Raw genomic sequence first — 26,235 nt, 5'->3', positions numbered from 1 at the left:
GTCGCAATTATGATAGGGCCGTCATCATGCTACAAGACAATCAACTGGGTCATACGTCAGAAACTGGGCCTTCGCCCGAATCCCCGGTCGCCCAGCCTGTTGCCCATTTTCAGGACCGGGCGCTGCCACGTTCGGCGCATGTTCTGGCTTTCCTGTTCAAAAGCGGCGCTGCGGTCTGTTTGTTGTCGATTTCCATCCTGGCGATGTTTCTGGGTGATCTTGTCGCTACCCAGGGCGACACCCTGTTGGCCCCATTGTTGGGGGCAGTCGGCGTAGTGACTGTGGCCGGGGCATTGTTGTTGGAATACGGATACGCCAAGGCATTAGCCGGCTATCGCAGCCTGCGTGAAGGTGCTGGGCGCAAAGTAGACGCTGGGATGGCGTGCCTCGCGTTTCTGGTTCTATGCCTCGTGCACCCTTTTCTGGGTCTTGGCATTGCTTTTGCCGCGGCGTCGGCTGCACTTGTTGCGTGGCGCGACAGCAGACATTTGCCCGAACCCTTGTGGGATTTCAACACAGCTGAAGCTGTCGCGATACTGGCTGGCCGCGACCCGAGTGGTCTGCGAATGGCGCGCTCCCGGCCGGCTATCACCGCGCTCCACTACCCGCTGCTCCGCGCGATTACATGGCTTTCGGTCCTGGCCGTCGTTGCAACCAGCAGTGCGCTGGTCACGATGGGCGTGCTGAACAGCAGTGCGATGTTGGGGGCGACCTTGATTACGCTGTGGTCTGCTGATGCGCTCGCAGGTTTTATCATGGGACAGGGTCCCGCTGCACGGCAGGTTACAGGGTTGTCGGACCGGGTCGAAGTGTTGAGCCAGAATGAAACGCCAGATGCCCCGGGGCTGCGGGTTTCTGGATTGAATGTGCATTTGACCGGCGGGGGCAGTCTCTTGTCGAATATCTCGTTTGAGGTGCCGCCCGGAAGTGTGGTGGGCATCACCGGGCCAAGCGGGGTGGGCAAGACCCTGCTGTGTCAGGCGCTGGCGTCACCCTATGACCTCGTGGGCATGTCCTTGCGTGGTGAGGTGACCTTGAATGGCACGCCGCTTTGGGCGCGACAGGCCAAATTGCAAGCTCTGCCGATATTGTTCATGCCAGAGGTTCCGCTGCTGCTGCCGTCTTCAGGACAGGACAACCTGACCTGTTTTCACGAGGGGGCCGCCTTGCAGCGTGGTCAACAGCATCTGGAACAACTGGTGTTCTCGGTGGAGGATGCCCAAGCGATCTGTGACACGCCAGATGCAACCCGGCTACCGGCCATGAAAAGACGAGCATTGGCGATGGCACGGGCGTTCTTGTTGTCGCCTTCGGTCTATTTGATGGATCGGCCGGAAGACGGCGTTTCGGATGCATTTGTCGTCGCACTTTGTAGCAAGATTGCGCAGGAAGTCCGCCTGGGTCGAAGCTTCATGTTGATCACAGACAACCGCGCCTTGCTGGAAATGTGCGATAAAATCATGGTTTTACAGGAGGGGAGGTTGGTGGATTTTGGCGACGCACAAGAAGTGCGCGAAAAAATCTCGAACGGATGGTCGCGTCTGGTTGCTCTGCGCGCCCTTTCCCTTGAGGAACATCTTATCTTGTGGTGCCGTAATCTGTTCAAACGTCCCGGAGATGAAGCCAACCGTCGCAATGTCGGCCTGATTTGTAGCGAACTTCTGGCGTTTTCTTGCCAGACCGTGAGCGGACTTGAGGATCAAAACATCACCTTTGAATTCAAGCATTTCGAAAACTACGGCTTACTTCGCATGATCGATTCCGATCCTGTTTTATCCTCGGCAGCATTGGAAAGAGCCCGGATCGAGGCAGAGGCAGGCGATGATGTAACCAGGGTTTCGCCCTTGGCAACGGTGATGCGTGGGGCCGACTCCGTCGACAGCAGCAGCGAAAACGGCCAACGGGTAATCACGGTCAAGGTGCCCACCTTTGATCCACGCAAGACAAAAGGGGCGCGCGTCGATGATAATACGGCGTGATGAAAGCGGCTTTGCCCATTGTCCGGCACGGTCCTTGGGCTGGTCAGCGGTGCTGTGGTTGATATGGACCGCATTACTTTTGTTCACCTTGCTGATGGGCATCCTTGTTGGATCACAGCTGATTTCCGTGCCGTCACGTCAGACCTATCAGGGTGCTTTGGTCCCTGCAGCGGATCCTGTCCCCATAATACTGCCTGCTGGCGTGACTCTGGAGGCGGTGCTTGTCACTGAGGGTGATCATGTCGATGCGGGTCAAACGCTGGCGACTTTGGACCGCGAGAAAATCAAAGAGCGGTTGGAAGACCTTGACCGTGGCATCCTTGTTGCGGGCATCACCCGCGAATGTCTGCACCATGACAGCCGTGAAACGCCGCTAGAAGACCTGTTGCCCAACGATTTATCGCAAGAGACACGCCTTGCCGCTGAAAGCAGCTTGGGCGCCTGCCACGATCTGCACGCCAGGGCTGAGGTTGCCCAAGACAGGATTGCGGCCGAACGAAGGGTTCTGCAGGATCAGCTGGATGTGGCCACCAAACACAACCGTCTATTGCTACAGATACGGCCTCAGACCGACGCCCAGAAAATCCGTCAGGTTGAAGCGGCCATTGCTCTTGCGTCAAGGATGAACTCATTTGAGGCGCGGCTCACAACGCTTACGCTCGATGAGCGGAGCCAGCAGCTTGAGACCAACGTCGATCTGCGCAACCGGATGGACAAGATCATGCAAGAGATCGAGGCGGATATCATGGAACGCGCGCAGCTGTCGCTTTTGCTGAATGCACCGCGTTTGCTGGCCCCGGTGGCGGGAACAATCCACCGGCTGCGCCCGATTGCGTTGGGTACCCAGGCCCGAGCGTCCGTCCCAATCATGAAGGTGTTGTCCGACTCCGCGACCCAATATCTTGTGCATTTTACCGTGCCACGGCCTCGCGTTGCGCATCTGCCACCAGGCACTCCAGTAAGCATGCTGATCCGTCGCATGACGGATCGTCCGTTTCGGTTGCACGGACAGGTGACCAAACACCGCGATACCTTGCGCGCCGCTCAAGCTGGTCAGGTGCAGATGATAGCAGAGCTGACGCCTGAAAGTGCTGCTGTGTTGTCAGAAGGACGTATTGGCATGGCGCTTCATGGTGGTGTGGCAACCACGGAAATTGCGGTTTCCGTGGCCAATATTCCGCTTGGTGAGCGGATGGGTGCAAGCTGGCGGAACCTTTTGACAGCCGGGGCGTGCCAAAGGATGTCTGTTTTTTTCTGGTTTTCCTGTAACAGCCGTGCTCGGGACAAGATCTGATTGTTCTTCGGCGCGTTGCGATGACCCTGTTCAGGGGACATTGCGGCACGTGAATCTTTCAATATGGCATCTGTGACCATAGGGTTATCTCGGACAAGGCCAATTTGCCGCGACCTGCCGAACAGTCATTAAATCCGGAAATCGGATGGGCGTTACAGGGTCGCCGCTGGACATATGATGCCTGCATCCGAATATCGGGGAACAAGAGTTAACAGAGACTGCAGTGTATGATGCAGGTTTTGACAAGGTCGGTCAAAATAACTAGCAATTAAGACGGCCAGACGGGATATATGATGCCTTACTTTCAAGCTGCCAATAACAGGATTAGCGCTCTGGTCGACTGCGCCCTCACCGACCGGAGAAAAGCGGTGACAGGCTATGTTGGCGCATCTGACCAATTGCCTTGCATATGATTTACCTGTTTTGACCGACATCGACCGAGAATTGGCAGAGTTGTCGGATGCGCAGCGTTGGCAGATCTGGATACGCCGGGTCGAAGCGGTTTTATTTGCCTCAGCCTCGCCAGTGGGACGTAAGGATCTGGCGCGTGTGGTAGGCAAGGGTGCAGCGCTTGATCTGTTGATCGAAGATCTTAATGCGGAACTTGCAGACCGGCCTTACATGGTTACAGCGGTTGAAGACGGTTGGTTGATGCGTACACGTCCGGCTTATGCCTCGGTGATACGTGCGGCGGCAGATGTTGGTGGTCAAAACCTCGATCTGAAAGAGTTCGATGTCGCCGTGCTGGCCGCCGTGGCTTATCACCAGCCGATCACTCGTGAAGGTTTGCGTGATATTTTTGGGAAAAAAATCAACCGGGACTTGATTGCCCGTTTGCAAGCACGCAATTTGATCGCCAGTGGGCCCCGTAGTCCGCAGCGTGGCGCACCCTATACCTTTGTCACAACCGACCAGTTTCTTGTTGCCTTTGGGCTTGAAACGCTCAGGGATTTGCCGGATCGCGAAATGCTGGATGATGCGGGCTGAACAAGTTCTGAACCGCGGCAATCAAACCCTGATCGCGTGCTTGTCGGCCTGGCGGTTGTGCCCAACCGCGACGAGCAAGATTCTCACCTATTAAGGGAAATCCCAAATCATAGATCAAAACACCGCAAGATCGTCAAAAATTCATTCAAATGACCCAATAGTTAGATGAATCATTGAAAAAATGGTGAAAAATGGACGGTAATTGTCGTCTACGATGGACCTATCAAAGACCAGATCAAGCAGGTGTCACATGTGGTGAAACGCTCAGCCGACCCTGGTAATCGGTTCCTCGTGTCCTGGTGGTGTGAGCCTGAGCCAGGCGCGTTATTCGATCGATTTACATCAGAGAGCCACCATGACCTGAATGAGCCTATGGAATTTTCGTCGCGGCTGCGTGACGTCGGGCTTTATTGTTTTCACCGTCTTTGAACGTTTGCTTGGATGCCTTGGGTTTTGGGCGGCTGCAATCCTGAAAGGCAAGCGAATTGAAAGTGAGGTGGATTGGCCAGGACGAAATACAGTCAAATACCCAAGATAGAAGGTGCGAGGGGGATAAAAGTTTACTCAGATCAATAACTTGACGGCAAGGCCTCTCAACAGGAGAGATCTTGTATCAGATAGGAATGATCCTTCGCCAGCTGGGAAACTGTGCGGGATCAAGGAAAAACCAACTAACAACAGGGGAAATAGAATAATGACAACATTTGGAGTTTCCAACCTTGTGGCCTTGCTCCGCGCTGCTGCGGTGTCCGCTGCTGCCATATATGCAGGCGGCACGGCGAGCGCTGCGGATTATGACCCGGGTGCCATGATTACAGTGGGTTCAATGGCCGAGCCGCTGACTTTTGACAGTTCCATCGGCGTCCAGGGCATACAACAAGCCTTTTATGGCAACGTTTACGAGGCCTTGTTTCAGCTTACTGATGCCGGTGACGTGGTCAAGCAACTGGCGCGCGATTTCACCATCAGCGAAGATCGCAAGACCTACACCTTTACATTGCAACCAGACGTTCTTTTCCATTCTGGTGAACCGCTGACTGCAGCAGATGTAAAGTTCAGTATCGAACGTATTCGCGCTGAAGAATCGAAAAGTGCTCGCAAGCGTTCGTTGTCGTCGATTACGTCAATCGAAACGCCAGATGACTCGACGGTCGTGATCACCATTTCAGAGCCTTCGATCTCCTTGCCATACAACCTAAGCTATATTTTCATTGTCAATGATAGCGCTGGCGACCTTAGCAGTACGGCGGACGGAACCGGGCCATATTACCTTGATAGTTTCCGACGCGGTGCTTCGGTGGTATTGAAACCCTTTGCTGATTATTGGGGCGATGCTCCAACAAACGGAGGTGTGACCTTTAGCTATTTCAGCGACCCGACGGCGATGAACAATGCGTTGTTGACAGGCGCAATCGACATTTCGACTGAAGTGGGTAGCCCTGATGCATTGCTACAGTTCGCCAACAATCCCAATTTCACCATCGCAGAAGGGACATCAACAAGCCGTGAGGTTTTTTCGCTGAATGTCAGCGTCGAACCATTCAGTGACAAACGTGTACGCAAGGCGATCAGCCGCGCCATTAACAAACCCCGCCTGCTTAATGCCGTTTGGGGTGACCATGGTACCTTGATCGGTTCTTTCGTACCGCCCACTGATCCTTGGTTTGTCGATCTGAATGCGGTTGATGCATATGACCCCGAAAGTGCCAAAGCCTTGATGGAAGAAGCCGGGTATAAAGACGGGTTCAAAATGCAGCTCGAAACACCGAATGTCGAGCCCCATCAGATTGTTGCCCAGATCCTGCAGCGCGACCTGGCCGAGATTGGCATTGATCTTTCCATCAATCTCATAACGCCAAATGAATGGTTTACCAAAGTGTACAAAGCACGCGATTTTCAGGGCACGCTGATTACTCATGTAAACCACCGTGACATAGGATTTTACGGCAATCCTGACTTTTATTTTGGCTACAACAACCCCGAGGTTGTGAAACTGATTGCCGATTCCGAAACCATGGCAACCGAAGCAGAGCAGATTGAAAAGCTCACGCAAGCCAACAAGCTGATTGCCGAGGATGCGGCGGGCGTGTGGCTGTTTCTGAATCCGATCATCCTGGTGTCGTCTTCGAATGTTACAGGTTACCCGCGGAATGCTCTCAATTCGCAGTTCTTTGCCTACGACATAAAAAAGGCAAAATAACAGTTTGGGTTGAACAAGGACTCTGGCGGCTGTCCGCCAGAGATCCAGGGCGGCCTTAATAGAAGGAACTTCGATATTCTTAACTATCTGATGCGTCGTACCGCAATTCTGATAATGTCGTTGCTGGTTGCTTCTCTGGTGCTGTTTTTGTTGTTGCGCCTGCTGCCAGGTGATCCGGCTGCTGCATTGCTTTCAGTTGGTGCCGACCAGGCACAAATCGAAGCAGCAAGGGCGCAGGTAGGGTCGGATCTGCCAATTGCAAAACAATTCGCCTCCTTTCTGGCAGACATGTTCCGGCTTGATCTGGGCACTTCGTTTGTGAACAATGCTTCTGTATTGGATGAGATCGGCGCACGTCTGACCGTTACCATTCCACTTGCATTGATCGGGTTCATGCTGTCCATGATGATTGCTGTACCTCTTGGCATCATATCAGGTGTCAATACCGATCGTTGGTATGCGCAGGTCATCTCGGTTATCTCTCAGGTCGGACTGGCGGTGCCAGCGTTCTGGATGGGCATACTTTTAGTTCTGGTCTTTTCGATCAAACTGGGGTGGCTGCCTTCTGGAGGTTATCCCGCTAGCGGTTGGGACAAGCCGGGCAGCGTGTTAACCAGTCTGGTTTTGCCTGCAATCACCATCGCGCTGATCATTGCCGCCTCACAGCTGCGTTATGTGCGTTCGGCAACCTTGGATGTGCTTGGCAGCGATTACATGCGTACAGCGCGTGCAATGGGTGCCAGTTTTCCAGAAGCGTTCATGCGACATGGACTGCCCAATGGATCAATTCCGGTGATTTCAATTCTCGGGATCGAACTGAGCACAGCCTTCCTGGGCGCGGTCGTGATCGAACGGGTTTTCACTTTGCCCGGACTTGGGTCGATGTTGCTTACCGCGATCGAACAGCGTGACTATCCGAATATTCAGGGAGTTTTGATGATTTCGACGCTGTTGGTTCTGATTGTCGGCTTTCTAGCTGATGTGCTGCAACGGATTATTGATCCACGTTTGCGGCAATCAAAAGGGTTGATGCAATGACTGATGCAACCGACGTAGCGCACAACCCGGAAAGGCCCAAGGGTTCATGGGTATTCAGATGCGGCCTGCTTCTGGTCGGTGCGCATCTGTTCATCGCGGTGCTGACCCTGTTCTGGACACCATATGATCCGCTTGATCTGGTCGGACTGCGCCTTGAAAAACCTTCGCTGGCGCATTGGTTGGGCACTGACCGGCTTGGACGTGATACATTGACCCAGATTATGGTCGGCTCGCGTATCGCAATGATTGTGGGTATCGGGTCTGTTGCCTTGGGCGCTTTCATTGGCGTGACAATAGGTCTTTTGGCGGGATTTGCGACCCGCGTTTGGGACGATGTGCTTGCTGCGGTCCTTGACATTCTGATTGCCTTTCCGGTGTTGTTGCTGGCCATGCTGGTTGTCGCGGCCAGCCCCCAGCCAAGCCTCTGGACCGCTGTGCTTGCGTTAGGAATTGCGATGTCGGCCATTGTCGCTCGGCTGACTCGGATATTGGTCAAACGGGTTCTACAAAATGATTATATCACGGCATCCCGTTGTGCCGGGACGGGCTGGGTGCGGTTGGTATGGCTGCATGTACTGCCTAATATCTGGCCCTTCCTTGCAGTGAACTTTGCGCTTCAGTTCGGCATGGCGATCATTGCAGAGGCTTCGTTGTCCTATCTGGGGTTGGGTGCGCCTCTTCCGAATACGTCGTGGGGTCGATTGCTTCAGGAAGCACAAGGGACAGTTTATACTTCGCCGCTTGGTGCCATTGCACCGGGTGTTGCATTGGTGCTGTTGGTTATTGGTGCCAACATGTTTGCGGACGGTTTGCGCGACATTGCCGATCCAACACGGAGGAACGAGAGATGAGCGATTTGTTGACCGTCGTTGATTTGTCGATCAGGACCGCTGAGAAAGAACTGGTCAAGAATGTATCCTTTTCCCTTCCGGAAGGCGCGCGGATGGGACTTATCGGGGAATCTGGTTCTGGCAAGTCGCTGACCGCCCTTGCGGCAACGGGACTTCTGCCGCCTGCGATTACGGCTTCAGGATCGGTCATCATTGGCGCGCAGGAAATCATCGGCACTCCAGATCAGGCATTAAACCGGATGCGGGGATCCGATGTCGCAGTCGTGTTTCAAGAACCGCTGACTGCCCTCGATCCTCTAATGAAGATAGGGGACCAAATTGGCTGGCCGGTGCGCCGCCGTTTCCGACGTGAAGGACAGACGACAAACCGTGAAGCAGTGCGAAACGAAGTGCTCTCCCTGATGGAGCAAGTGCGCCTGCCAGAGCCGAAACTGATGTTAAACCGCTATCCGCATGAAATTTCCGGTGGTCAGCGCCAGCGCGTTGCAATCGCCATGGCGGTGGCCTGTCGCCCGAAATTGCTGATTGCTGATGAACCTACAACGGCACTGGATGTGACCACCCAGGCCGAAGTGTTAAAGCTTTTGGACGGGCTGGTTAGGGACTATGGCATGTCACTTCTTTTCATAAGTCATGACTTGCCGGTGGTGGCGTCTATCGTTGATGACGTGACAGTGCTTCGGCTTGGCGAAGTGGTTGAGCAAGGGACGACGCGTCAGGTTTTCGAGGCTCCTAGCAACCCGTATTCTCAAGGCCTGATGGAGGCCGCCCGCACCTTTGACTCCTATTTACAGGATATATGATGAATTTGCTCGAACTCAACAAAGTCTGCTTTTCCTATACGCGCGGAAACAAGGTTCTGAATGAGGTTTCCTTTTCGGTTGCCAGCGGTCGCACTGTCGGGTTGGTCGGGGAATCTGGATCAGGCAAGTCTACAATCCTCAAACTTTTGATGGGGTTGGCGAAGCCCTCTTCGGGCGCGATCCAGTTCGAGGGCGCGCCGCTGGACATTGGCAACCGCATCTTGATGAAAGGGTATCGGCGTGCAGTGCAGCCCGTTTTCCAAGACCCCTATTCATCGCTGGATCCACGCCAGAAGGTAAGATCGATCATTTCAGAACCTCTTAATTCTCTTGGCATCGCTGATCAGAATGCCTCAAGAGTGAAGCGGGCGCTCGCGGCTGTCGACCTGCCGGAAGATGCAATCGACCGATACCCCAGCGCGTTCTCAGGCGGTCAACGGCAACGGATCGCTATTGCTCGTGCCATCGTGTCAGAGCCGAGGCTGATCCTTGCTGATGAAGTTGTCAGCGCATTGGACCTTTCCACGCAGGTACGCATTGTCGAGCTTTTTCGTGAGATTGCCAGCCAGACGACGTTACTCTTTGTGTCACATGATCTGGCCGTCGTTGCCGCGCTATGCGATGAAATAGTGATCCTTGAGCGCGGCACAGTGGTAGAGGCAGGTTCGACCCGGTCTGTTCTGGCAAACCCTCAACATACTTATACGCGCAGTTTGCTTGACTCGATCCCGCGCATACCAGAGTGGGATCAAACCCATGATAACGTCCGGAGTGACCTATGAACCCTATCGCCGATTTTGCCAGCGCTCATGAAGCATGGCGCCAGACCCGTATGGCAAAACTTACCGATGTGCGCGGATGGCTGAACCTGATCGGGCGTTGGCCAATCTCGGTTGGCACCTATACATTGGGTGCATTGCCTGAGAATGACGTGCAGTTGGTTAATGCGCCCGATCATTTTGGTCAGGTGACACTGCACCCAGATTATTCAGCAAGTTTCTTGCCCGCTGGTGGCAAAGAAAACCTGGTCTTTCGCGGTGAGGGGAACCCCGAGCTTGAGATTGGCCGGTTCATCATGGAAATCTCGCGGGCGGGCACACAACTTGCTTTGCGCATTCGCGACAAGGAATCTGCGGCGCTTGCCACGACCGAAAAACTCCCTTCTTTTCCGTTGGACCCCTCCTTGCGCATCACTGCCCGGTTGGAAAAGCTGGACCCGCCAATGGAAATAACGATCGATACGATCGCAGGCCTGCCGAACCGCGCGAGCATTAGCTACGTCGCACATTTCGACGTGGTCGGGCAGGCGATGTCGATGCTTGCGACCTATGGCACGCCCGAGCGTCCGCAATTTGTATTTCGTGATATGACTTCACTGGACGACACCTATGAAAAGGCCAGATTCCTCTTTGGCGAGGAGGTGACGCAAGACAGTGTTGTTCTGGATTTCAACAGGGCCGTTAACCCGCCTTGCGCCTTTACACCCTTTGCCGTCTGTCCGTTGCCCCCACGCGAAAACCTGGTGTCAGCGCGGATTGAGGCGGGTGAGAAGCGCATCATGTAACGTTGCTCGATTGGGCTGTATTCATGTCAGTCTCAAGAGAGACGGAAAGAAGCAGCGCGAAACTCGGTGCACTTTTCGGGCCGGAATACCTGTCGATGCACACGCCACATAACTGACAGAGGACGCTATGAACCAGATCTGCTGTGGCCATTATCGCGCTGCAGCCATTGCAGTTTCCAGCATCCTGTGCGCAATTGTTTCAAGTGGCGATTGACCGCACAAATCCGAAAGACCTTTCGCTATGACGACTGCAATTCGATCCAGGACCTATCTTTCTGTTTTGGTTGTGCTGGGGTCTACGCATCTGCTCAACGATTTGCTGCAATCACTGATTCCGGCGTCTTACCCTATTCTCAAGGAAACCTACGCACTGGATTTCTTCCAGATTGGCATGATCACCCTGACTTTCCAGATTGCAGGTGCCCTGCTGCAACCGGTGATGGGCATGGTGACGGACAGATACCCGGCCCCTTATTCCCCTGTCGTAGGAATGATGTTTACTTTGTCCGGGCTGGTCAGCCTCGCCTATGCCCATAGTTATGCGGTGATCCTCGTTTCGGTGGCCTTGATTGGTATCGGCTCATCAATTTTCCACCCTGAGGCGACGCGGATGGCGAGATACGCTGCGGGGGGAAGGCAAGGGTTTGCGCAAGGAATTTTCCAAGTTGGCGGACAGGCAGGTGGGGCGCTTGGACCGGTGTTTGCCGCATTCATCGTTGTGCCCTGGGGGCAGCCCAGCCTTGCGTGGTTTGCTGTCCTTGCTCTGTTGGCAATGCTGCTGCTGGCTTGGATCGGCAGTAAGCAGCGCCAGATCAGTGCCGAATTTCTTGAAATGCGTGCACGACGCAAAGCGGAAATTCAGGCACCCACCCACACGCACCTGACGATCGGTATCGGTCTGTTTGTGCTGACTTTCCTGATGTTTACCAAGAACTTTTATGGGGAAAGTTTCCGGTCTTTCTATACCTTTTACCTGATCGAACGTTTCGGTCTGTCCATCCCCGCCTCGCAGTTGATGCTGTTCGTTTTCTTGTTGGCGGCGGCGGTGGGCGTGTTGATCGGAGGTATTATCGGAGACCGGATCGGTCGATACCGGATCATCTGGATTTCGGTGCTCGGGCCGCTGCCACTGACATTGATGCTGCCCTATGCTGATCTGTTCTGGACCGGAGTGTTGACGATCATGATCAATCTGATCATGGCCAGCGCCTTTGCATCCATTCTGATCTACGCGATGGATCTTCTGCCCAATCGTATCGGATTGATCGGTGGTTTGTTTTATGGCCTAAACTTCGGGCTTGGTGGTGTTGCGGCTGCGTTTCTGGGTCTGCTTGCTGAAAATTATGACGTGGAAACGGTGTACCGGATCTGTTCCTTCCTGCCTCTTGCGGGTCTTGCTGCCTGGTTTTTGCCGCGAATTGATGAGGGCGGATAAGCCGGAGTCAGCGCGGGTGTCCTTTGGAGCGGTGTTGCTTCACATTTACTGAAAAGGAACCCGGTGCCCTGCAATCTCACTGATCATAATTTCGCAGTAAATTGCGCACCAAGTTGATGTCGGCAGGCCGTGACAATGTCGGCGCGTGACCACAGTCACTGATTTCTGTTTTGCCTGGAAACGGGCCTGATTTTACCATTCTCGCCAGGATTTCGGCAGTCAGTAGGTCCGACTTTGCTCCAAAGATGATATGGGTTGCTGTGTCGATTTTTTGCCAACGGTCCCAGGATGTCAGCTCTTCTGCTGCATCTTTCAACTGCTCGACAATTGCCGGATCATAATGCAGCGTCAGCCGCCCGTCAGAGCGACGTCGCAAAGAGGTCAGTGTCAGACGTTCCCAAAAAGTATCCGGGGCGGGGCCAAAGGGTGCATAGGCACTGCGTAACCATTTCTGAGCCTGTGCAAAGCTGCCAAAATGCGGGGGATTGCCAACATAGGACAAGATACGTTCGATTGCCGATTGGGGGACTTCTGGGCCAATGTCATTGATCAAAAGGCAAGATAGCCGGTCATTGTGAGGACCGGATGCCAACCGCATGCCGATCTGACCACCCATCGAGGTGCCCAGCCATGCAGCACGGTCGATGACATAATGATCCATCAGATCCGAAGCGATCCCGGTGTAGTATTCGATCCGGTATTCTGCGGCGGGGTTGGCGGACCAACTCGAAAGTCCCCGCCCGATCATGTCAGGACATAATACATGATATTGGTCTGACAGCGCAGCGGCGATTTCGTCAAAATCCCGCCCCGTGCGCGCCAGCCCGTGCATCATCAGCAATGCCGGGGCACCGGGTGTGCCCCATTCTGTGACGTGAATTTCATGGTCCATGACCGGAACAAAGGTACTGCGCCCTTCCATCATTTGCGTATTCCTTTGGCCATCAGCGTCCCGGCGATCCCGCGCGGAAAGAAGTATACCAATAGGATAAAGATCACGCCCAACCAAAGCAGCCACCGGTCGGGTGCCAATAATTCAGGCAGAAACGGCACGCCGACACTGGCAACGGCCTCGGAGGCGGCACCCATCAGATCGCGCAGGTAGTATTGCGCCATGACCATCAAAACCGCCCCGATCACCGCCCCCCACATGGTACCCATACCGCCGATCACCACCATCAACAGGATGTCGATCATGATCGCAAAAGACAAAGCAGTGTCTGGGCCGGTGTATTTCAGCCAGATCGCATAGACAGACCCAGCCAAAGAGGCGACGACGGCGGATAGGCAGAAAACAAAGGTGCGGTAAGCAACCACACGATACCCGATGGCTTCGGCACGCGCTTCGTTTTCACGAATGGCTTTCAAGACGGTGCCAAATGGCGAAACAGTTATACGTAACATCAAAAGAAACAGCAGCAGCGATGTGGCAAAGACAAAGTAATAGGCAGCCAGTTTGCCGTTCAATTTGACGCCAAACCAGCGCAACACCTTGCCATCCTCGTCCACCGCCAGTTTGGTCGCGGTTTTGAACAATTCGGGAGTTCGATAGGTGATCCCGTCCTCGCCACCTGTAACCTGGCTGAGTTGCGATGCCAGAACCAGAACGACCGAGGCGGCCGCAAGCGTGATCATTGCAAAGAAGATTGCCTTGACCCGAAGACTGACCAATCCGATCGCTGTCGCCACGACAAGCGATACGGCGATCCCTGCAATGGTACCAGCGGCGACCGCGTCCCATCCTGGACCCATCTGCTTTAGAGCGATGGCCGACCCATATGCGCCAAAGCCGAAAAACATCGTATGGGCAAAACTGACGATACCGGTATAGCCGATCAGCAAATCAAAGCTGGCCACCAGAACGATGAAAATACATATGCGTGCAGCGACTTCCAGGGCGCGTATGTCCTGAAACAGAAAGGGCGCAAAGAGTAGCAAGGCGGCAATGACCAACATCGTGGCCTTGACGGTTACGGTGCCGAATGAGTCTTTCATATCTGCCTCACTTGACCGCTGGTTTCAGGCCGCTGGGCCGCCACATCAAAATGGCCATCATCAGGATCATGTTGGACGCAAGTGCCAATTTGGGAGCGAGGAACCCAACATAATTCGCCGTCAGTCCTACAATGATCGCTCCCAATAGCGTCCCTTCGATAGAGCCCAGGCCGCCAATGATGACGACAATGAACACAACTATCATCATCTCGCCACCTAGTGCTGGGGTGATCAATGTTTCGTAACCCGCCCACATGGCACCGCCCAATGCTGCCAGGGCGGATCCAAGCATGAACACGCCGATGAACAAACGGTTAATCTTAAAGCCAAGCGACTCTACCATTTCGCGGTTTTCCACGCCTGCACGAATGAGCAATCCGATGCGCGTGCGGTTCAGAAGCAGCATCAACCCGACAAAGACGGACAATCCAAGAACAAAGGCAAATACCCGGTAGATTTCGATACTGACATCCCCGATGATCCAGGCCCCCTCAAGAAAGGTCGGGCGCGCTACCGTGAAAGGGGTGCCGCCCCAGATAGCGAGGATTAATTGCTCTGACACGATCAACGCGCCCATGGTAATCAGAATCTGGCGCAGGTGGTCGCGGTAAACCGGGCGTATGATGACGGTTTCAAAGAACAACCCCGCCGCAAGACCAAATGCGATTGACCCCAGCAGCGCCAAGGCGAGGGCAGCAGAAGCCAGGAACCAACCGCCTTCCAACCACCCGCTCAGACCGGCAAGAATACTTGCCGCGACAAATGCTCCAAAACTGATGAAGGCGGAGTGACCAAAATTCAAGACATCCATCAGCCCGAAAACCAGGCTGAGTCCGGAAGCCATCAGAAATACCATCATCCCCATTGCCAGCCCTGCGATGGTCAGGGTTACCCACGACGAAGGGGCACCCATCAGGATAAAGGCCACAGCCCCCAATGCCAGCGGCAGCAAGTAGACACCGCCGAACCGGCCCAGCGTATCTGATATTGTGTCCATGGAATTTCTCATGCCGAAAGCCCCAGCAGTTTTCCTTGCAAATCTGAGTCAGCGGCGAAATCCGCCATGGTCCCGCGATGCACAACATGTCCATCATCGATGACAGCCATGTCACGCCCAAGGCTGCGAGCGAAATTGAAATTCTGTTCCACCAGCAGGATTGTAGTGGTCAGAGCTATCTCTCGAAACGCTTCGCCCATGGCCGCAACGATGGACGGGGCCAGCCCCTTGGTCGGTTCGTCGACAAGGATAAGATCGCGGGGTTCAATAATGGCACGGGCGACGGCAAGCATCTGTTTTTGCCCGCCTGAGAGCGCCCATGCCTGTTTAGACCAAAACTGTTCGAGCGCGGGGAACAACTCATAGATTCGACGCAGGCGGATCTGGTCAAATCTGCCTTTCGTTGTGGCGAGGATGAGGTTTTCCTGAACCGTCAAACCGCCAAAAATCCCCATGTTCTCGGGTACGTAGGCGATGCCCAAACGGGCAATGTCGGCTGTGGTCATACCGGCAATGTTCTGACCCTTGAATGTGATGGAGGCGGGCGAGGGTTGCCACAAGCCCATGATCGACCGCAGGGTCGTCGTTTTGCCCGCTCCGTTACGGCCCAGCAATACGAAAACCCCGCCTTCGCGGACATCAAAGGTGACCCCGTGCAGCACATGATACTGTCCAATGCTGGTTTTCATGTCGCGGATCGAAAGCAGGACGTTCATGCGGTCTCCTCCGTTGCGGTGCCGAGATAGACATCGCGTACGATCTGACTGTCCATCACCTCTGCCGGTGCTCCGTCGGCAAGCAATTCGCCGTTGTGCAACACGATGATGCGATCGGCCAAGGCGCGAACCACGTCCATCTTGTGTTCAACCAATAATACGGTCTTTGTTGGGTCTGCCTTGATGGTGGCGATCAACTCAAGAATGGCCGGAGCCTGATCGAGTGACATGCCTGCAGTGGGCTCGTCGAACATATAGATGTCGGGTTCCATGGCCATCAAAAGGGCAACTTCCAGCTTGCGTTGATCCCCATGGGGAAGCGCGGCGGCAGGCATGGCCGCCTTTGCCCCCAATTGTGCGGCATCAAGATAATGTTGGGCCTTGTCGCGCAGATGGGTCAATGCAGCGGCGGAGCGCAATAGACCCCAACCCGCACCTGCACGTACCTGAACGGCAAGCCGGATGTTTTCCAGAACGGAAAGTTGTGGAAACAGGTTCGTCAGTTGAAAGGCACGACCAATGCCGCTGCGCGCTCGGGCGGCGGGAGACAAACGTGTGATGTCGCTCTTGCCCTTGATCACGCTGCCCGAACTTGCGCTCAACTGACCGGAAACAAGGTTGAAATAGGTCGTCTTGCCTGCACCGTTGGGACCGACAATCACAGTGGTTTCGCCGGCGTGGAAATCGCAGGTGACTGCGTTGACAGCGACATGGCCACCAAAACGGATCGTCAGATTACGTGTGGAAAGGGAAGGGGAGGGCATCGGATCCGCCTGATATTCAAATGTCCGTGCCCCACTCTGACAAGAGTGGAGCTGAGGATGTCTTACTGGCTGTTGTCGCGACCGACGGGGATGTCCATCTCGTCTGCTTCAATGATGCGCACCAGATCCGGGATGGCCCAATCAACGGCGTCATCCACGCGGATCTTGAAATGCACCATGGATTGCAGCGCCTGATGATCTTCGGGACGGAAAGTCATTTCGCCTTTGGGTGTATCCCAGGACATACCTTCCATAGCGGCGATCAGGTCGTCAGTTTCGTAGCTTTCTGCGGTTTCAAGTGCTTTGACCACGGCAAGCGCTGCAGACATACCACCGGCGGTAAAGAAATCCGGTGGGCCATCGAAACGCTCTTGATGGGTCTCAACCAGCCATTTGTTAACCGGATTGTCGTAGGCTTCGTAGTAATAGTAGACCGCACCCTCCATGCCGGGAAAGCGTTTGTAGGTTGGCAGCACTGGCAGGATATGGCCGCCCATCGAAATCTCGATGCCATAACGGTTTGGGTCCAGTGCCTGAATTTTACCGGGCGCATCACCGCCTCCGGCAACGTACACCAGGATAACCTTGCGACCTTCATGATCCTTCAATGCGTTAAACATGCGTTCGGTTGCGGCTGTGAAATCGGCCGTACCTTGGGGTACGTATTCCTCGGTGACGACGGTGGCACCGGTACCATCCAATGCGGCCTTGAACGCCGCGACACCGTCACGGCCAAAGGCATAGTCTTCGGCAAGCGTGGCAACGAAAAGGTTTTCGTCAGGTTGCAATGCGATCGCCTGAGCCTGCATATCCATTGATGAATTGCGCGAGGTCTTGAAGACATAGCGGTTGCTGTCCGGCCCGGTCAGGCTGTCTGCAACCGCAGGCTCCACAATCAGGATCTTTTCGTATTCCTCGGCAATGGGCAGCATGCCCTTGGTCACTCCTGAGGAAGTGGCACCTACCGCCAACAAGACTTCGTCATCGCCATAGGCCTCGGCCAGAACCGCGCGCGCAACATCGGGTTTGAACTGCGTGTCCTTGATGATCACCTCGATAGGGCGACCATTGACCGCGTTCGTTCCTTTGGTGGCATATTCCAGCCCCAGTTCGAACCCGGTCTGTGCCTGTTTGGAAAAAGCTTCAAAGCTGGAACCGGACAAGCCATGAACCAGCGCAATCTTGATAGGGTCTTGCGCCCACGCTGCCCCGGTCAGGGCAAGCGATGTGGCAAATGTGGCAATAAGCCGCTTTAGTGTATTCATGATATCCTCCGAGATCGACAGGACCGGTTGTTGTGCCGTTGCACCCCGTCGTTTTACGTGTGAGCGTATCATCGGGGAGAGTGCGGCATGGGACAAGATAGTGGAAATACGTATCAACGATTGCTTCGATCAGGGAAACTTTGGTGAACTGGCGTTTACCTATGCCCCGATCGGTTTGGTGGTGACAGAAAACCGGGTGATACGAGACTGCAACATCGCGTTCGCAGAGATGTTTGGATATGAGGATGGTGCTCTGCGCAACCAGGTCTTCTCGATCCTTTATCCAACGGATGCAGAGTTCGTGAACATCCGCGACCGCGGGGTCAAACAGCTGCGTGAGACAAATACTTATTGGGATGAACGCATCATGGCGCGCCGTGACGGTTCCTTGTTCTGGTGTCGGGTGCGCGGCCATTCCTTTACCCCCGATTCGCCCCTGGAACGCGCGGTCTGGAGCTTTGCAGATCTGTCTGCTGAGCGGCCCTATTCTCCGCTGACCCGCCGGGAGCGCGAAATCCTGAGTCTGTTGAGCGAAGGGCTAACCAGCAAGGAGATTGCTTTGAGTCTGGATATTTCCCACCGCACAGTCGAAGTCTACCGTGCCAAATTGCTGCGGAAATTCAACGTCAACAACACAAGCGGTCTGTTCCACTCACTTGGCGGAATTGACGGCGACCATGTGGTGTCAGCGACGCGTGAGAAATGAAAGCGTCCCAGTTTCCAAAAATTTGATGCAAGCGCCAAGCACTTTTATCAAGATGGACTCAGGGGCAATGATTACACCTCGGTCAAAACGGCCAACCGTGCGGATCGCTCTAGGTCCATCTACATCGCCCACAAGAACTTGATTTACAGCGACCGTTTTGAGGGCTGTAACATCGGTATTCACTTCACCGTTGGTACAGAACGTAATGTACCGATGGGTAATGGTTTTCTGGGTAATCGCAGGCAGGTCAAATATGTGGGTACAGGCCACATTGAATGGAGTTTTGAAGGAAAGGGTAACTTATGGTCGGATCATGCCAGCCTTGATTTGGGCGGTGACGGTATCGCCGACAGCCCGTTTCGCCCCAATGGCCTTATGGATCACATTCTGTGGTCCCAATCCTGTAGACGCCTTTGGTTTGTACAATTTGACTGCCTCGCAAGCGACGGCAGTGGCATCCGGAATTGGCGACGCGGCCGCTTGCATGGGTCAGTGACGGCTGTTCAGATTTCCAGGTAACGGCGTAATGCCATTTCTGTTCCCTCTATCCAAATCATGCGCAACCAAGTGTCGAAGGAGTCGGCAAAGCGCGGATTTTGACCCAGATCACCATAAAATTGTTGTTGGTTAATCCATGTCCTGGGGTCTTGCCGTGCGATTTTTGCCGCCGCGATCAATGTATCCCAGTAGGGATCATTGGCTTCGATCACGCTGCCGTCTTCGCGGGTACCAAAACACATGCGTGCCCATAAGGCCTCGACAAGAGCAAGCCCGGCAATCGGAGCGTCCAGCGCCAGCGCATCCCGCAGGATCGGGTGCAGGAAACCTGCATGTCGGGATGAGCCGTCGAACGCCACTCGACGGGTGGTATCGCGTATCTCTGGGTTCGCGAAACGGGTGCCGATCAAATCAACATAGTCCAGAGGTTTCATATCGGGCACCGCGGCGACAAGTGGCACGATTTCCTGGATCTCTGTCTTGCGGAATAGCCCCTCGATCAAAGGATGCGCCATGGTGTCTGCAATGGTGTCAACAGACAGCAATTCGCCCGGTGTCGCGATTATCTGATGTCCAGCATTCAACAGGCGCAGTTTCATCGCCTCATAGCTGTGCACATCGCTAGTAAAGGTCGCGCCCACTTTATCCCAGTCAGGGCGTCCGGCGCAGAACTTGTCTTCCATCACCCATTGCCGAAAGTTCTCATGCGTGACAGGGGCTGCGTCGCAGATGCCAAAGCTGCGCACCAAATTCATCTCTGACGGGCCGGTGGCAGGAACAATACAATCCACCATGGCGTTTGGGAAGGTGACGTTCCGGTCTATCCATTTAGCCAGTTCAGGATCCGACAAATGCGCAAGTCCCGATATTGTTTGACGGAAAACATCACCGTTTCCCTGCAGATTGTCGCAGCTTTGACAGGTAAAGGGACCGGTATTTGCATTGCGACGAATACGTAGCGCCGCAATGATCGCACCAAAGGCCGTTATCGGTGTCTCGGGGTGGGCAGCGTCATGTTGAATGTCGGGATGGGTCGTGTCAAAGCATCCGCTGCTGTTCAGGAAATAGCCGCCTTCGGTCACGGTGAGGGCAACGATGCGAATTGCCGGCTCGCTCATATGCGCGATAAGCGGGGAATTATCGGTTGCGACGGGTATGAAACCGATCATTGCACCTGTCACCTCGGCAGATTTGCCGGATGGGTCAAGTTCGATCAAGGTCGTCAGGCAATCCTGCGCCAACATTTTTTCTCTTTGTTTTGCATCCGCAGGTCGCACACCGGCACCAAGGATCGCCCAGTCCTGCGCGAGGCCGAGATCCATCAAACGGTGAAGATACCATGCCTGATGCGCGCGATGGAAATTGCCCAATCCAATGTGCACGATGCCAGCGCTGAGATCGGATCTCTTGTAAGAGGGGACACGTACGTCTTCAGGCAAATCCGCAAGGGTTTTGAGGCTAAGTTTCATCAGCTCATCCACTGACCGCCATCGACGTTATACGTCTGTGATACAATATAATCGGCGTCAGCCGATGCCAGAAACACAGCCATGCCAGTCAGATCGGCAGGCACTGCAAAGCGCCCCGCGGGGACACCGGCTGCGACTTCGGTCTTTTTCTGGCCAAGGGGTTTGCCTTCGAGTTCAGCAAACATTGCATCGACGTGTTCCCAATGTTCACCTTCAACCACACCCGGCGCGATTGCATTGACGTTGATACCATGCCTGATCAAATTCAGACCTGCGGATTGGGTCATGGAAATCACTGCGGCTTTGGTTGAACAATACACCAAGACAAGGCTTTCGCCGCGCCGCCCCGCCTGAGACGCCATGTTGATGATTTTGCCGCCATGTCCCTGGGCAATCATCTGCTTGGCCGCGGCCTGCATCGTGAACAATGTACCAGCGACGTTTACTGCGTAGAGCCTGTCAAAGCTGTCACGGGTAATGTCGACGGTTTCAGCAGCATCGAACAAGGCTGCATTGTTGATCAGAATGTCAAGCTTGCCAGTTCTGGCCACCACGCTGGAGATTGCCGCGTCGATGCTGACCTGGTTACTGACATCCAGGTTTACGGCATAGGCACCGGCACCCAGTTCCGAGGCTGTTTGTTCAGCAGCGGTAAGGTTCTTGTCAGCGATTGCCACAGTTGCACCCTGGGCAATGAAACCTTCTGCAAAGCCTCGCCCAATGCCACGAGCCGCACCCGTTATCAGGGCGGATTTTCCGTCCAGCCGTTTCATGCGATCCGCAGGCCTTTTTGATCAAAGCGGTGCATCTGATCGGCATCCGGTGTGAGGTAGATCGAGTCGCCATGGCGCGCTTCGATGTCACCGGTGATGCGGACGGTCATCATGTCCAGTAGCCCGGTGTCATGTACATGGATAAAGGTATCAGAGCCCAGATGTTCGGCAACGCCGACGCGCCCTTTCCAAAGACCTTCTGTTTTTGATACCGCGATATGTTCGGGACGGATGCCGATGGAAGTTGCATCGTGCTTTGCAGCCTCGGGTCCTTCGATCAAATTCATTTTGGGGGAGCCGATGAAGCCTGCCACGAATTTGTTACGCGGGGCATGATACAATTCAAGAGGGGAGCCGACCTGTTCAATAACACCAGCCTGAAGGACGACGATCTTGTCGGCCATTGTCATTGCTTCTACCTGATCATGGGTCACGTAGATCATAGTTGTTTCGAGTTTTTTATGGAGTTCCATGATTTCGAGCCGCATACCGACCCGCAGGGCGGCGTCCAGATTCGAAAGCGGCTCATCAAACAGAAAGGCGGCGGGTTCGCGTACAATTGCGCGGCCAATGGCGACACGCTGTCGCTGGCCGCCCGATAATTGTCCGGGCTTGCGATCAAGGTAATCCGTAAGGTTCAATGCTTTGGCCGCTGCCTCGATCTTGGCATTTTGTGTGGCTTCGTCCAGGCCTGCCATGCGCATCGGAAAGGCAATGTTCTTGCGCACGGACATATGTGGATAGAGCGCGTAAGACTGGAAAACCATCGCCAGACTGCGCTTGGCAGGGGGTAGTTGTGTGGCATCCTTGCCGTCAATATTGATATGGCCTGAGGTTGTGTCTTCTAGACCGGCGATCAGGCGCAACAGTGTTGATTTGCCACATCCGGAGGGGCCGACAAAAACCACAAACTCGCCTTCGTTAATGTCAAGATCCAACGGCGGGATGACCTGAACGTCGCCAAAGCTTTTGGTGACCTGATTGAGGCTGATGTTTCCCATTATTTCACTGCTCCGAATGTAAGCCCGCGAACGAGCTGCTTTTGTGAGAACCAACCCATGATCAGGATTGGTGCGATGGCCATCATTGAGGCGGCTGAAAGTTTGGCGTAAAATAATCCCTCGGGTGCCGAGAAGCTTGCGATAAACGCGGTCAGTGGTGCCGCATCGACCGTTGTTAACAGGATCGTCCAGAAGGCTTCGTTCCACGCGAGAATGATGTTGAGCAAGATGGTAGATGCAATTCCTGGCAGCGCCATAGGCGTCAGCACATGGATGATTTCAGAACGCAAGGTGGCACCATCCATGCGGGCTGCTTCAAGAATTTCGCCGGGAATTTCCTTGAAATATGTGTAGAGCATCCAGACGATGATCGGCAGGTTGATCAGCATTAGTACCACAATCAGCAAGATGCGGCTGTCCATGACGCCAAGCCATTTGGCCAGCAAGACCATTGGATAAAGAACGCCAACTGCTGGAAGCATCTTGGTTGAGAGCATCCACAGCAGGATGTCTTTGGTACGTTTGCCGGGAACAAAGGCCATGGCCCAGGCCGCTGGCACCGCAATCAGAATGCCCAACAGAGTCGATCCGACGGCAATAATGATCGAATTCATCAATGCCTTTGGATAGTTGGAACGATCCTGAACTGCTGTATAGTTCTCAAGCGTCCAGTCAAAGAACAACCAGACCGGCGGATCAGAGATCGCGGCGGCTTCGGTCTTGAACGATGTCAGGAAGGTCCAGAGGATCGGAAAGAACATCAGTAGGCCAAATCCCCAGGCAAGGGCGGTCCACATAACTTTTTTCTGAGTGGTAACAGCGCGCGCCATTTGCTTTCTCCTCTCTCAGTTATCGAGGTTCTTGCCAACGATCCGCATCAGGAAGATCGCGACGATGTTGGCGAGTATGACAGCGATAATGCCGCCGGCGGATCCGAGACCGATGTTCTGGCTTTCCAGCACGCGTTGGTAGACAAGGTAGGTCAATGTGCGGGTGCCAAAGGCACCGCTGGTGGTGACAAAGATTTCAGCAAAGATCGACAAGAGAAAAATAGTCTGGATCAGGATGACGACGGTAATGGCACGGCTCATATGTGGCAGGATGATGAATCGGAAACGTGCCAAGGCAGGAGCGCCGTCCATTTCCGCTGCTTCAAGCTGTTCGCTGTCGAGCGATTGCACCGCTGTCAGCAAGATCAGCGTCGCAAAGGGCAACCATTGCCAGGCCACGATGATCACAATTGAAAACACAGGTGATTGGCTAAGAAAATCATAGGGTTGTAGGCCTATGAACTTGTAAAGATATGAAAACAATCCGTTGTCGACGTTAAAGAACATGTTCTTCCAGACCAGCGCTGATACGGTAGGCATTACAAAGAACGGGGCAATCACAAGGATGCGGACAATACCTTGCCCGAACATGGGCCTGTCCAGCAGCAACGCCATCAACACACCGCCAATGATGGTGATCAGAAGGATCCCGCTGACCATCCAGAGCGTGGTCACCACGGATTTGAGAAAGGATGACGAACTGAAGAAGCGGATATAATTGTCAAAGCCGATCCAGGCATCAAAGGTTGCGCGCAAGGGGCGGTAGTCTGCAAATGAAAAGTAGAGCGTCATGCAAAGCGGGATCAGCATCCACACCAGCAAGAGGAACACGGCGGGTGCGATCATGATGCGTGCCGCTGATCGTGACTGTGCTGTTGCCATGACGAAACTCCGTGTTTTTGAGGTCGGGTAAGACGCAGCAGCATCTTGCGAAAATTCCAGGGGAATTTGCGAAAGCGGCTGCTCTGGATGTGCCGGCGGGAAATGGGGCCAGACCAGGCAGGCGGCGCGCGTGAGCGCCGCCTTTGGAAAGGATGTTTCGGAAGGCTTAGTAGCCAGCCGCTTCCATTGCTTCGGTTGCGATTTCCTGAGCGTTCTCCAAGGCTTCTTCAACCGTTTGCTGTCCAGCATAGGCCGCCGAGAATTCCTGGCTTACTTCGGTTGCGATGCCCGCAAATTCCGGGATCGCAGCAAATTGGACACCGACGTATGGGACTGGTTTGACCGTCGGATTGTTGGGATCAGCTGTTAGAATTGAATCCAGCGTCATCTGTGCAAAAGGCACTTTCAGGTATTCTGGGTTCTTGTACAGGGAAGTACGGGCACCCGGAGGGACATTGGCCCAACCTTCGTTTGCGGCAACCATTTCGATATAATCTTTCGAAGTGGCCCACTCAATGAACTCTTTGGCTTCTGCTTGCTTTTGCGTGCCGGCAGGAATTGCCAAGGCCCATGCCCACAACCAGTTGCCGCGCTTGCCCAGTCCAGTGTCGGGCGCCAATGCAAAACCGACATGCTCAGCCACAGTAGAATCTTCTGGGTTGGTCACAAAGGAAGCGGCGACAGTGGCGTCGATCCACATGCCACATTTGCCTTGCTGGAACAGTGACAGGTTTTCGTTAAAGCCATTTGTCGCATAACCGGCAGGACCCGAGGCATCCATTGTGTCCTTGAAGAAGTTGACCGTGTTGGCCCATTCTTCCGTGTCGAACTGGGGCTTCCAGTCTTCGTCAAACCAGCGTGCGCCAAAAGAGTTGGCTGTCGCAGTGATAAATGCACCACCCTCGCCCCAGCCAGCCTTGCCGCGCAGGCAGATGCCGTTGATTTCGTTTTCACGGTCTGTCATTGCTGCCGCTGCTTTGGCGATGAATTCCCATGTTGGATCTTTGGGCATTTCAAGACCGGCTTTTTCCATCAGATCCGTGCGATACATCACCATTGAGCTTTCGCCGTAAAAAGGTGCTGCATAAAGGGTACCATTGTGGCTCAGACCCCCCGCCATGGCAGGCAGAATGTCGTCAACATCATATTCAGCCGAGAGATCATCCAGCGGCACCAGCCAACCGTTTGCACCCCAGATCGGCGTTTCATACATGCCGATGGTCATGATGTCGAAAGAGCCGCCTTTGGTGGTGATGTCCGTCGTAACGCGCTGACGCAGGACATTCTCTTCGAGTGTCACCCATTCAACGGCGATGCCGGTTTCTTCGGTGAATTTATCCGTATAGCCTTGCATGCGGACCATATCGCCATTGTTCACGGTGGCGATGGTGATGGTTTTTGCATGGCTGTCTGCGGCTGCAATGCCTGCAGTTAGGCCAAGACTGACGGATGTGGCCAGCAATGTTCTCTTGATAGACATGATTGTCCTCCCTTTTACACGTGTCCATAATTAGGCTGTCATTTGTACATCCGTCAACATTTATCTTGAAAAGAGAAGGTTCTCGCGCAGCAATATTGCGATATTCAGGCGGATTCACGCACCTTCATTTCGCCATCGAACAACTTAACGACTTGTTCTGAGGCAGGTTTTTCCGCGTGTATGTTTTGTACCAGGCGCTGAACGGCTGCATGGCCGATTGCATCGACATTTTGCGCTACGGTTGTCAGGCTTGGTGTGGAAAAGGGGCAAAGTGGATAGTCGTCATGCCCTGCGATTCGCAAACCACCATTACGCAGGGCACCGGGTTGCAATCCGTGTTGCGCCGCTGCCCGCAAGGCACCAATTGCCACGCGGTCATTGGCGCAGAGGATGGATTCGTTGATCAACCGACCGCTGGCAAACTCCCGATCAAGCACGGCCAGGCCATGCGCCTCAAAGTGCCAATTTTCGCTGATAAGCTCGGTGCCGATCACCCGTGGATCGAGCCCCAATTCTTCCATTTTTGCGATATAGGCCTGTTCCCGTTCCATCGCGTTAAAATTGACCCGCGGCATTGCCAGAAATACAGGTGGTCCGCCGACTCTTGCCAAGTATTCAGTAATCAAACCTGTGCTTTGAACGTGGTTGGTGCCAATAAAGTCAACCGTAGACATGGTTTGGGGCCGTGAATCCACAAGTACAAAGGGC

24 protein-coding genes and 1 pseudogene are annotated in these 26,235 nt (G+C 54.2%); 12 read left to right on the top strand and 13 right to left on the bottom strand.

All coding sequences use genetic code 11. The features are described from left to right. Nucleotides 1-26 precede the first annotated feature (26 nt). From OS190_RS13085 to OS190_RS13040, 10 genes are all read left to right on the top strand, one after another. Nucleotides 27-1,979, top strand: coding sequence for an ATP-binding cassette domain-containing protein (locus OS190_RS13085; RefSeq protein WP_267159161.1), 1,953 nt, complete (start codon nt 27-29; stop codon nt 1,977-1,979). Further along, complete coding sequence (locus tag OS190_RS13080) at nt 1,963-3,273, top strand: HlyD family secretion protein (protein WP_267159160.1); 1,311 nt, start codon at nt 1,963-1,965, stop codon at nt 3,271-3,273. The genes OS190_RS13085 and OS190_RS13080 overlap by 17 nt, the downstream gene beginning before the upstream one ends. A gap of 378 nt (nt 3,274-3,651) precedes the next feature. Further along, nucleotides 3,652-4,260, top strand: a complete 609-nt coding sequence (scpB, locus tag OS190_RS13075; protein ID WP_267159159.1) for an SMC-Scp complex subunit ScpB — start codon at nt 3,652-3,654, stop codon at nt 4,258-4,260. Between the two features lie 694 nt (nt 4,261-4,954). Next, the gene (locus OS190_RS13070) at nt 4,955-6,460 is read left to right on the top strand and encodes an ABC transporter substrate-binding protein (protein WP_267159158.1); all 1,506 of its coding nucleotides are present in this window, start codon (nt 4,955-4,957) and stop codon (nt 6,458-6,460) included. 90 nt (nt 6,461-6,550) lie between these two features. Further along, the gene (locus OS190_RS13065) at nt 6,551-7,498 is read left to right on the top strand and encodes an ABC transporter permease (protein WP_267159157.1); all 948 of its coding nucleotides are present in this window, start codon (nt 6,551-6,553) and stop codon (nt 7,496-7,498) included. Next, nucleotides 7,495-8,349 carry an ABC transporter permease gene (locus OS190_RS13060; protein WP_267159156.1) on the top strand — a complete coding sequence of 285 codons (855 nt, stop codon included), beginning with the start codon at nt 7,495-7,497 and terminating at the stop codon, nt 8,347-8,349. The genes OS190_RS13065 and OS190_RS13060 overlap by 4 nt, the downstream gene beginning before the upstream one ends. Next, complete coding sequence (locus OS190_RS13055) at nt 8,346-9,152, top strand: ATP-binding cassette domain-containing protein (RefSeq protein WP_267159155.1); 807 nt, start codon at nt 8,346-8,348, stop codon at nt 9,150-9,152. Before OS190_RS13060 ends, OS190_RS13055 begins: the two co-directional genes overlap by 4 nt. Next, nucleotides 9,152-9,934 carry an ABC transporter ATP-binding protein gene (locus OS190_RS13050; RefSeq protein ID WP_267159154.1) on the top strand — a complete coding sequence of 261 codons (783 nt, stop codon included), beginning with the start codon at nt 9,152-9,154 and terminating at the stop codon, nt 9,932-9,934. Before OS190_RS13055 ends, OS190_RS13050 begins: the two co-directional genes overlap by 1 nt. Next, nucleotides 9,931-10,716, top strand: a complete 786-nt coding sequence (locus OS190_RS13045; protein ID WP_267159153.1) for a DUF1684 domain-containing protein — start codon at nt 9,931-9,933, stop codon at nt 10,714-10,716. Before OS190_RS13050 ends, OS190_RS13045 begins: the two co-directional genes overlap by 4 nt. A gap of 241 nt (nt 10,717-10,957) precedes the next feature. Next, on the top strand, nt 10,958-12,151 hold the full coding sequence (locus tag OS190_RS13040) for an MFS transporter (RefSeq protein ID WP_267159152.1): 1,194 nt from the start codon (nt 10,958-10,960) through the stop codon (nt 12,149-12,151). A gap of 76 nt (nt 12,152-12,227) precedes the next feature. On the opposite strand, the gene OS190_RS13035 is transcribed toward OS190_RS13040, so the two are convergent. From OS190_RS13035 to OS190_RS13010, 6 genes are all read right to left on the bottom strand, one after another. After that, nucleotides 12,228-13,076, bottom strand: coding sequence for an alpha/beta fold hydrolase (locus OS190_RS13035; protein WP_267159151.1), 849 nt, complete (start codon nt 13,074-13,076; stop codon nt 12,228-12,230). After that, nucleotides 13,073-14,146 carry a branched-chain amino acid ABC transporter permease gene (locus tag OS190_RS13030; RefSeq protein ID WP_267159150.1) on the bottom strand — a complete coding sequence of 358 codons (1,074 nt, stop codon included), beginning with the start codon at nt 14,144-14,146 and terminating at the stop codon, nt 13,073-13,075. The genes OS190_RS13035 and OS190_RS13030 overlap by 4 nt, the downstream gene beginning before the upstream one ends. Nucleotides 14,147-14,153: 7 nt before the next feature. Next, complete coding sequence (locus OS190_RS13025) at nt 14,154-15,143, bottom strand: branched-chain amino acid ABC transporter permease (protein ID WP_267159149.1); 990 nt, start codon at nt 15,141-15,143, stop codon at nt 14,154-14,156. 8 nt (nt 15,144-15,151) lie between these two features. Continuing rightward, complete coding sequence (locus OS190_RS13020) at nt 15,152-15,859, bottom strand: ABC transporter ATP-binding protein (protein WP_267159148.1); 708 nt, start codon at nt 15,857-15,859, stop codon at nt 15,152-15,154. Continuing rightward, the gene (locus tag OS190_RS13015) at nt 15,856-16,623 is read right to left on the bottom strand and encodes an ABC transporter ATP-binding protein (protein ID WP_267159147.1); all 768 of its coding nucleotides are present in this window, start codon (nt 16,621-16,623) and stop codon (nt 15,856-15,858) included. The genes OS190_RS13020 and OS190_RS13015 overlap by 4 nt, the downstream gene beginning before the upstream one ends. A gap of 62 nt (nt 16,624-16,685) precedes the next feature. Next, nucleotides 16,686-17,888: a substrate-binding domain-containing protein gene (locus tag OS190_RS13010; RefSeq protein ID WP_267159146.1), complete on the bottom strand. Its 1,203-nt coding sequence runs from the start codon at nt 17,886-17,888 to the stop codon at nt 16,686-16,688. Nucleotides 17,889-17,985: 97 nt separating this feature from the next. Between OS190_RS13010 and OS190_RS13005 the strand changes: the two genes are divergently transcribed. Together OS190_RS13005 and OS190_RS13000 are read left to right on the top strand one after the other, a co-directional pair. After that, a complete protein-coding gene (locus OS190_RS13005; protein ID WP_416237410.1) occupies nt 17,986-18,594 on the top strand; it encodes a helix-turn-helix domain-containing protein in 609 nt (202 codons plus the stop codon). A gap of 117 nt (nt 18,595-18,711) precedes the next feature. Beyond that, a pseudogene (locus OS190_RS13000) lies at nt 18,712-19,008 on the top strand (NosD domain-containing protein); the annotation flags it as partial. Between the two features lie 89 nt (nt 19,009-19,097). On the opposite strand, the gene OS190_RS12995 reads toward OS190_RS13000, so the two are convergent. The 7 genes from OS190_RS12995 to OS190_RS12965 form a co-directional block, all read right to left on the bottom strand. After that, the gene (locus OS190_RS12995; protein ID WP_267159144.1) at nt 19,098-20,561 is read right to left on the bottom strand and encodes a mannitol dehydrogenase family protein; all 1,464 of its coding nucleotides are present in this window, start codon (nt 20,559-20,561) and stop codon (nt 19,098-19,100) included. Next, a complete protein-coding gene (locus OS190_RS12990; protein WP_267159143.1) occupies nt 20,561-21,334 on the bottom strand; it encodes an L-iditol 2-dehydrogenase in 774 nt (257 codons plus the stop codon). The genes OS190_RS12995 and OS190_RS12990 overlap by 1 nt, the downstream gene beginning before the upstream one ends. Continuing rightward, nucleotides 21,331-22,335 (bottom strand): ABC transporter ATP-binding protein, encoded by a 1,005-nt coding sequence (locus OS190_RS12985; protein WP_267159142.1) that lies wholly within the window; start codon nt 22,333-22,335, stop codon nt 21,331-21,333. The genes OS190_RS12990 and OS190_RS12985 overlap by 4 nt, the downstream gene beginning before the upstream one ends. After that, on the bottom strand, nt 22,335-23,165 hold the full coding sequence (locus OS190_RS12980; RefSeq protein ID WP_267159141.1) for a carbohydrate ABC transporter permease: 831 nt from the start codon (nt 23,163-23,165) through the stop codon (nt 22,335-22,337). Before OS190_RS12980 ends, OS190_RS12985 begins: the two co-directional genes overlap by 1 nt. Before the next feature lie 15 nt (nt 23,166-23,180). Beyond that, the gene (locus OS190_RS12975; protein ID WP_267159140.1) at nt 23,181-24,047 is read right to left on the bottom strand and encodes a carbohydrate ABC transporter permease; all 867 of its coding nucleotides are present in this window, start codon (nt 24,045-24,047) and stop codon (nt 23,181-23,183) included. 166 nt (nt 24,048-24,213) lie between these two features. Then, complete coding sequence (locus OS190_RS12970; protein ID WP_267159139.1) at nt 24,214-25,527, bottom strand: ABC transporter substrate-binding protein; 1,314 nt, start codon at nt 25,525-25,527, stop codon at nt 24,214-24,216. Between the two features lie 104 nt (nt 25,528-25,631). After that, nucleotides 25,632-26,235 (bottom strand): substrate-binding domain-containing protein (locus OS190_RS12965; protein WP_267159138.1); only part of this gene is annotated, 604 nt, incomplete at its 5' end.

The organism is Sulfitobacter sp. F26204, assembly GCF_026410305.1.
GTDB lineage: Bacteria > Pseudomonadota > Alphaproteobacteria > Rhodobacterales > Rhodobacteraceae > Sulfitobacter.
This window is presented reverse-complemented; position numbering and strand designations above follow the sequence as displayed.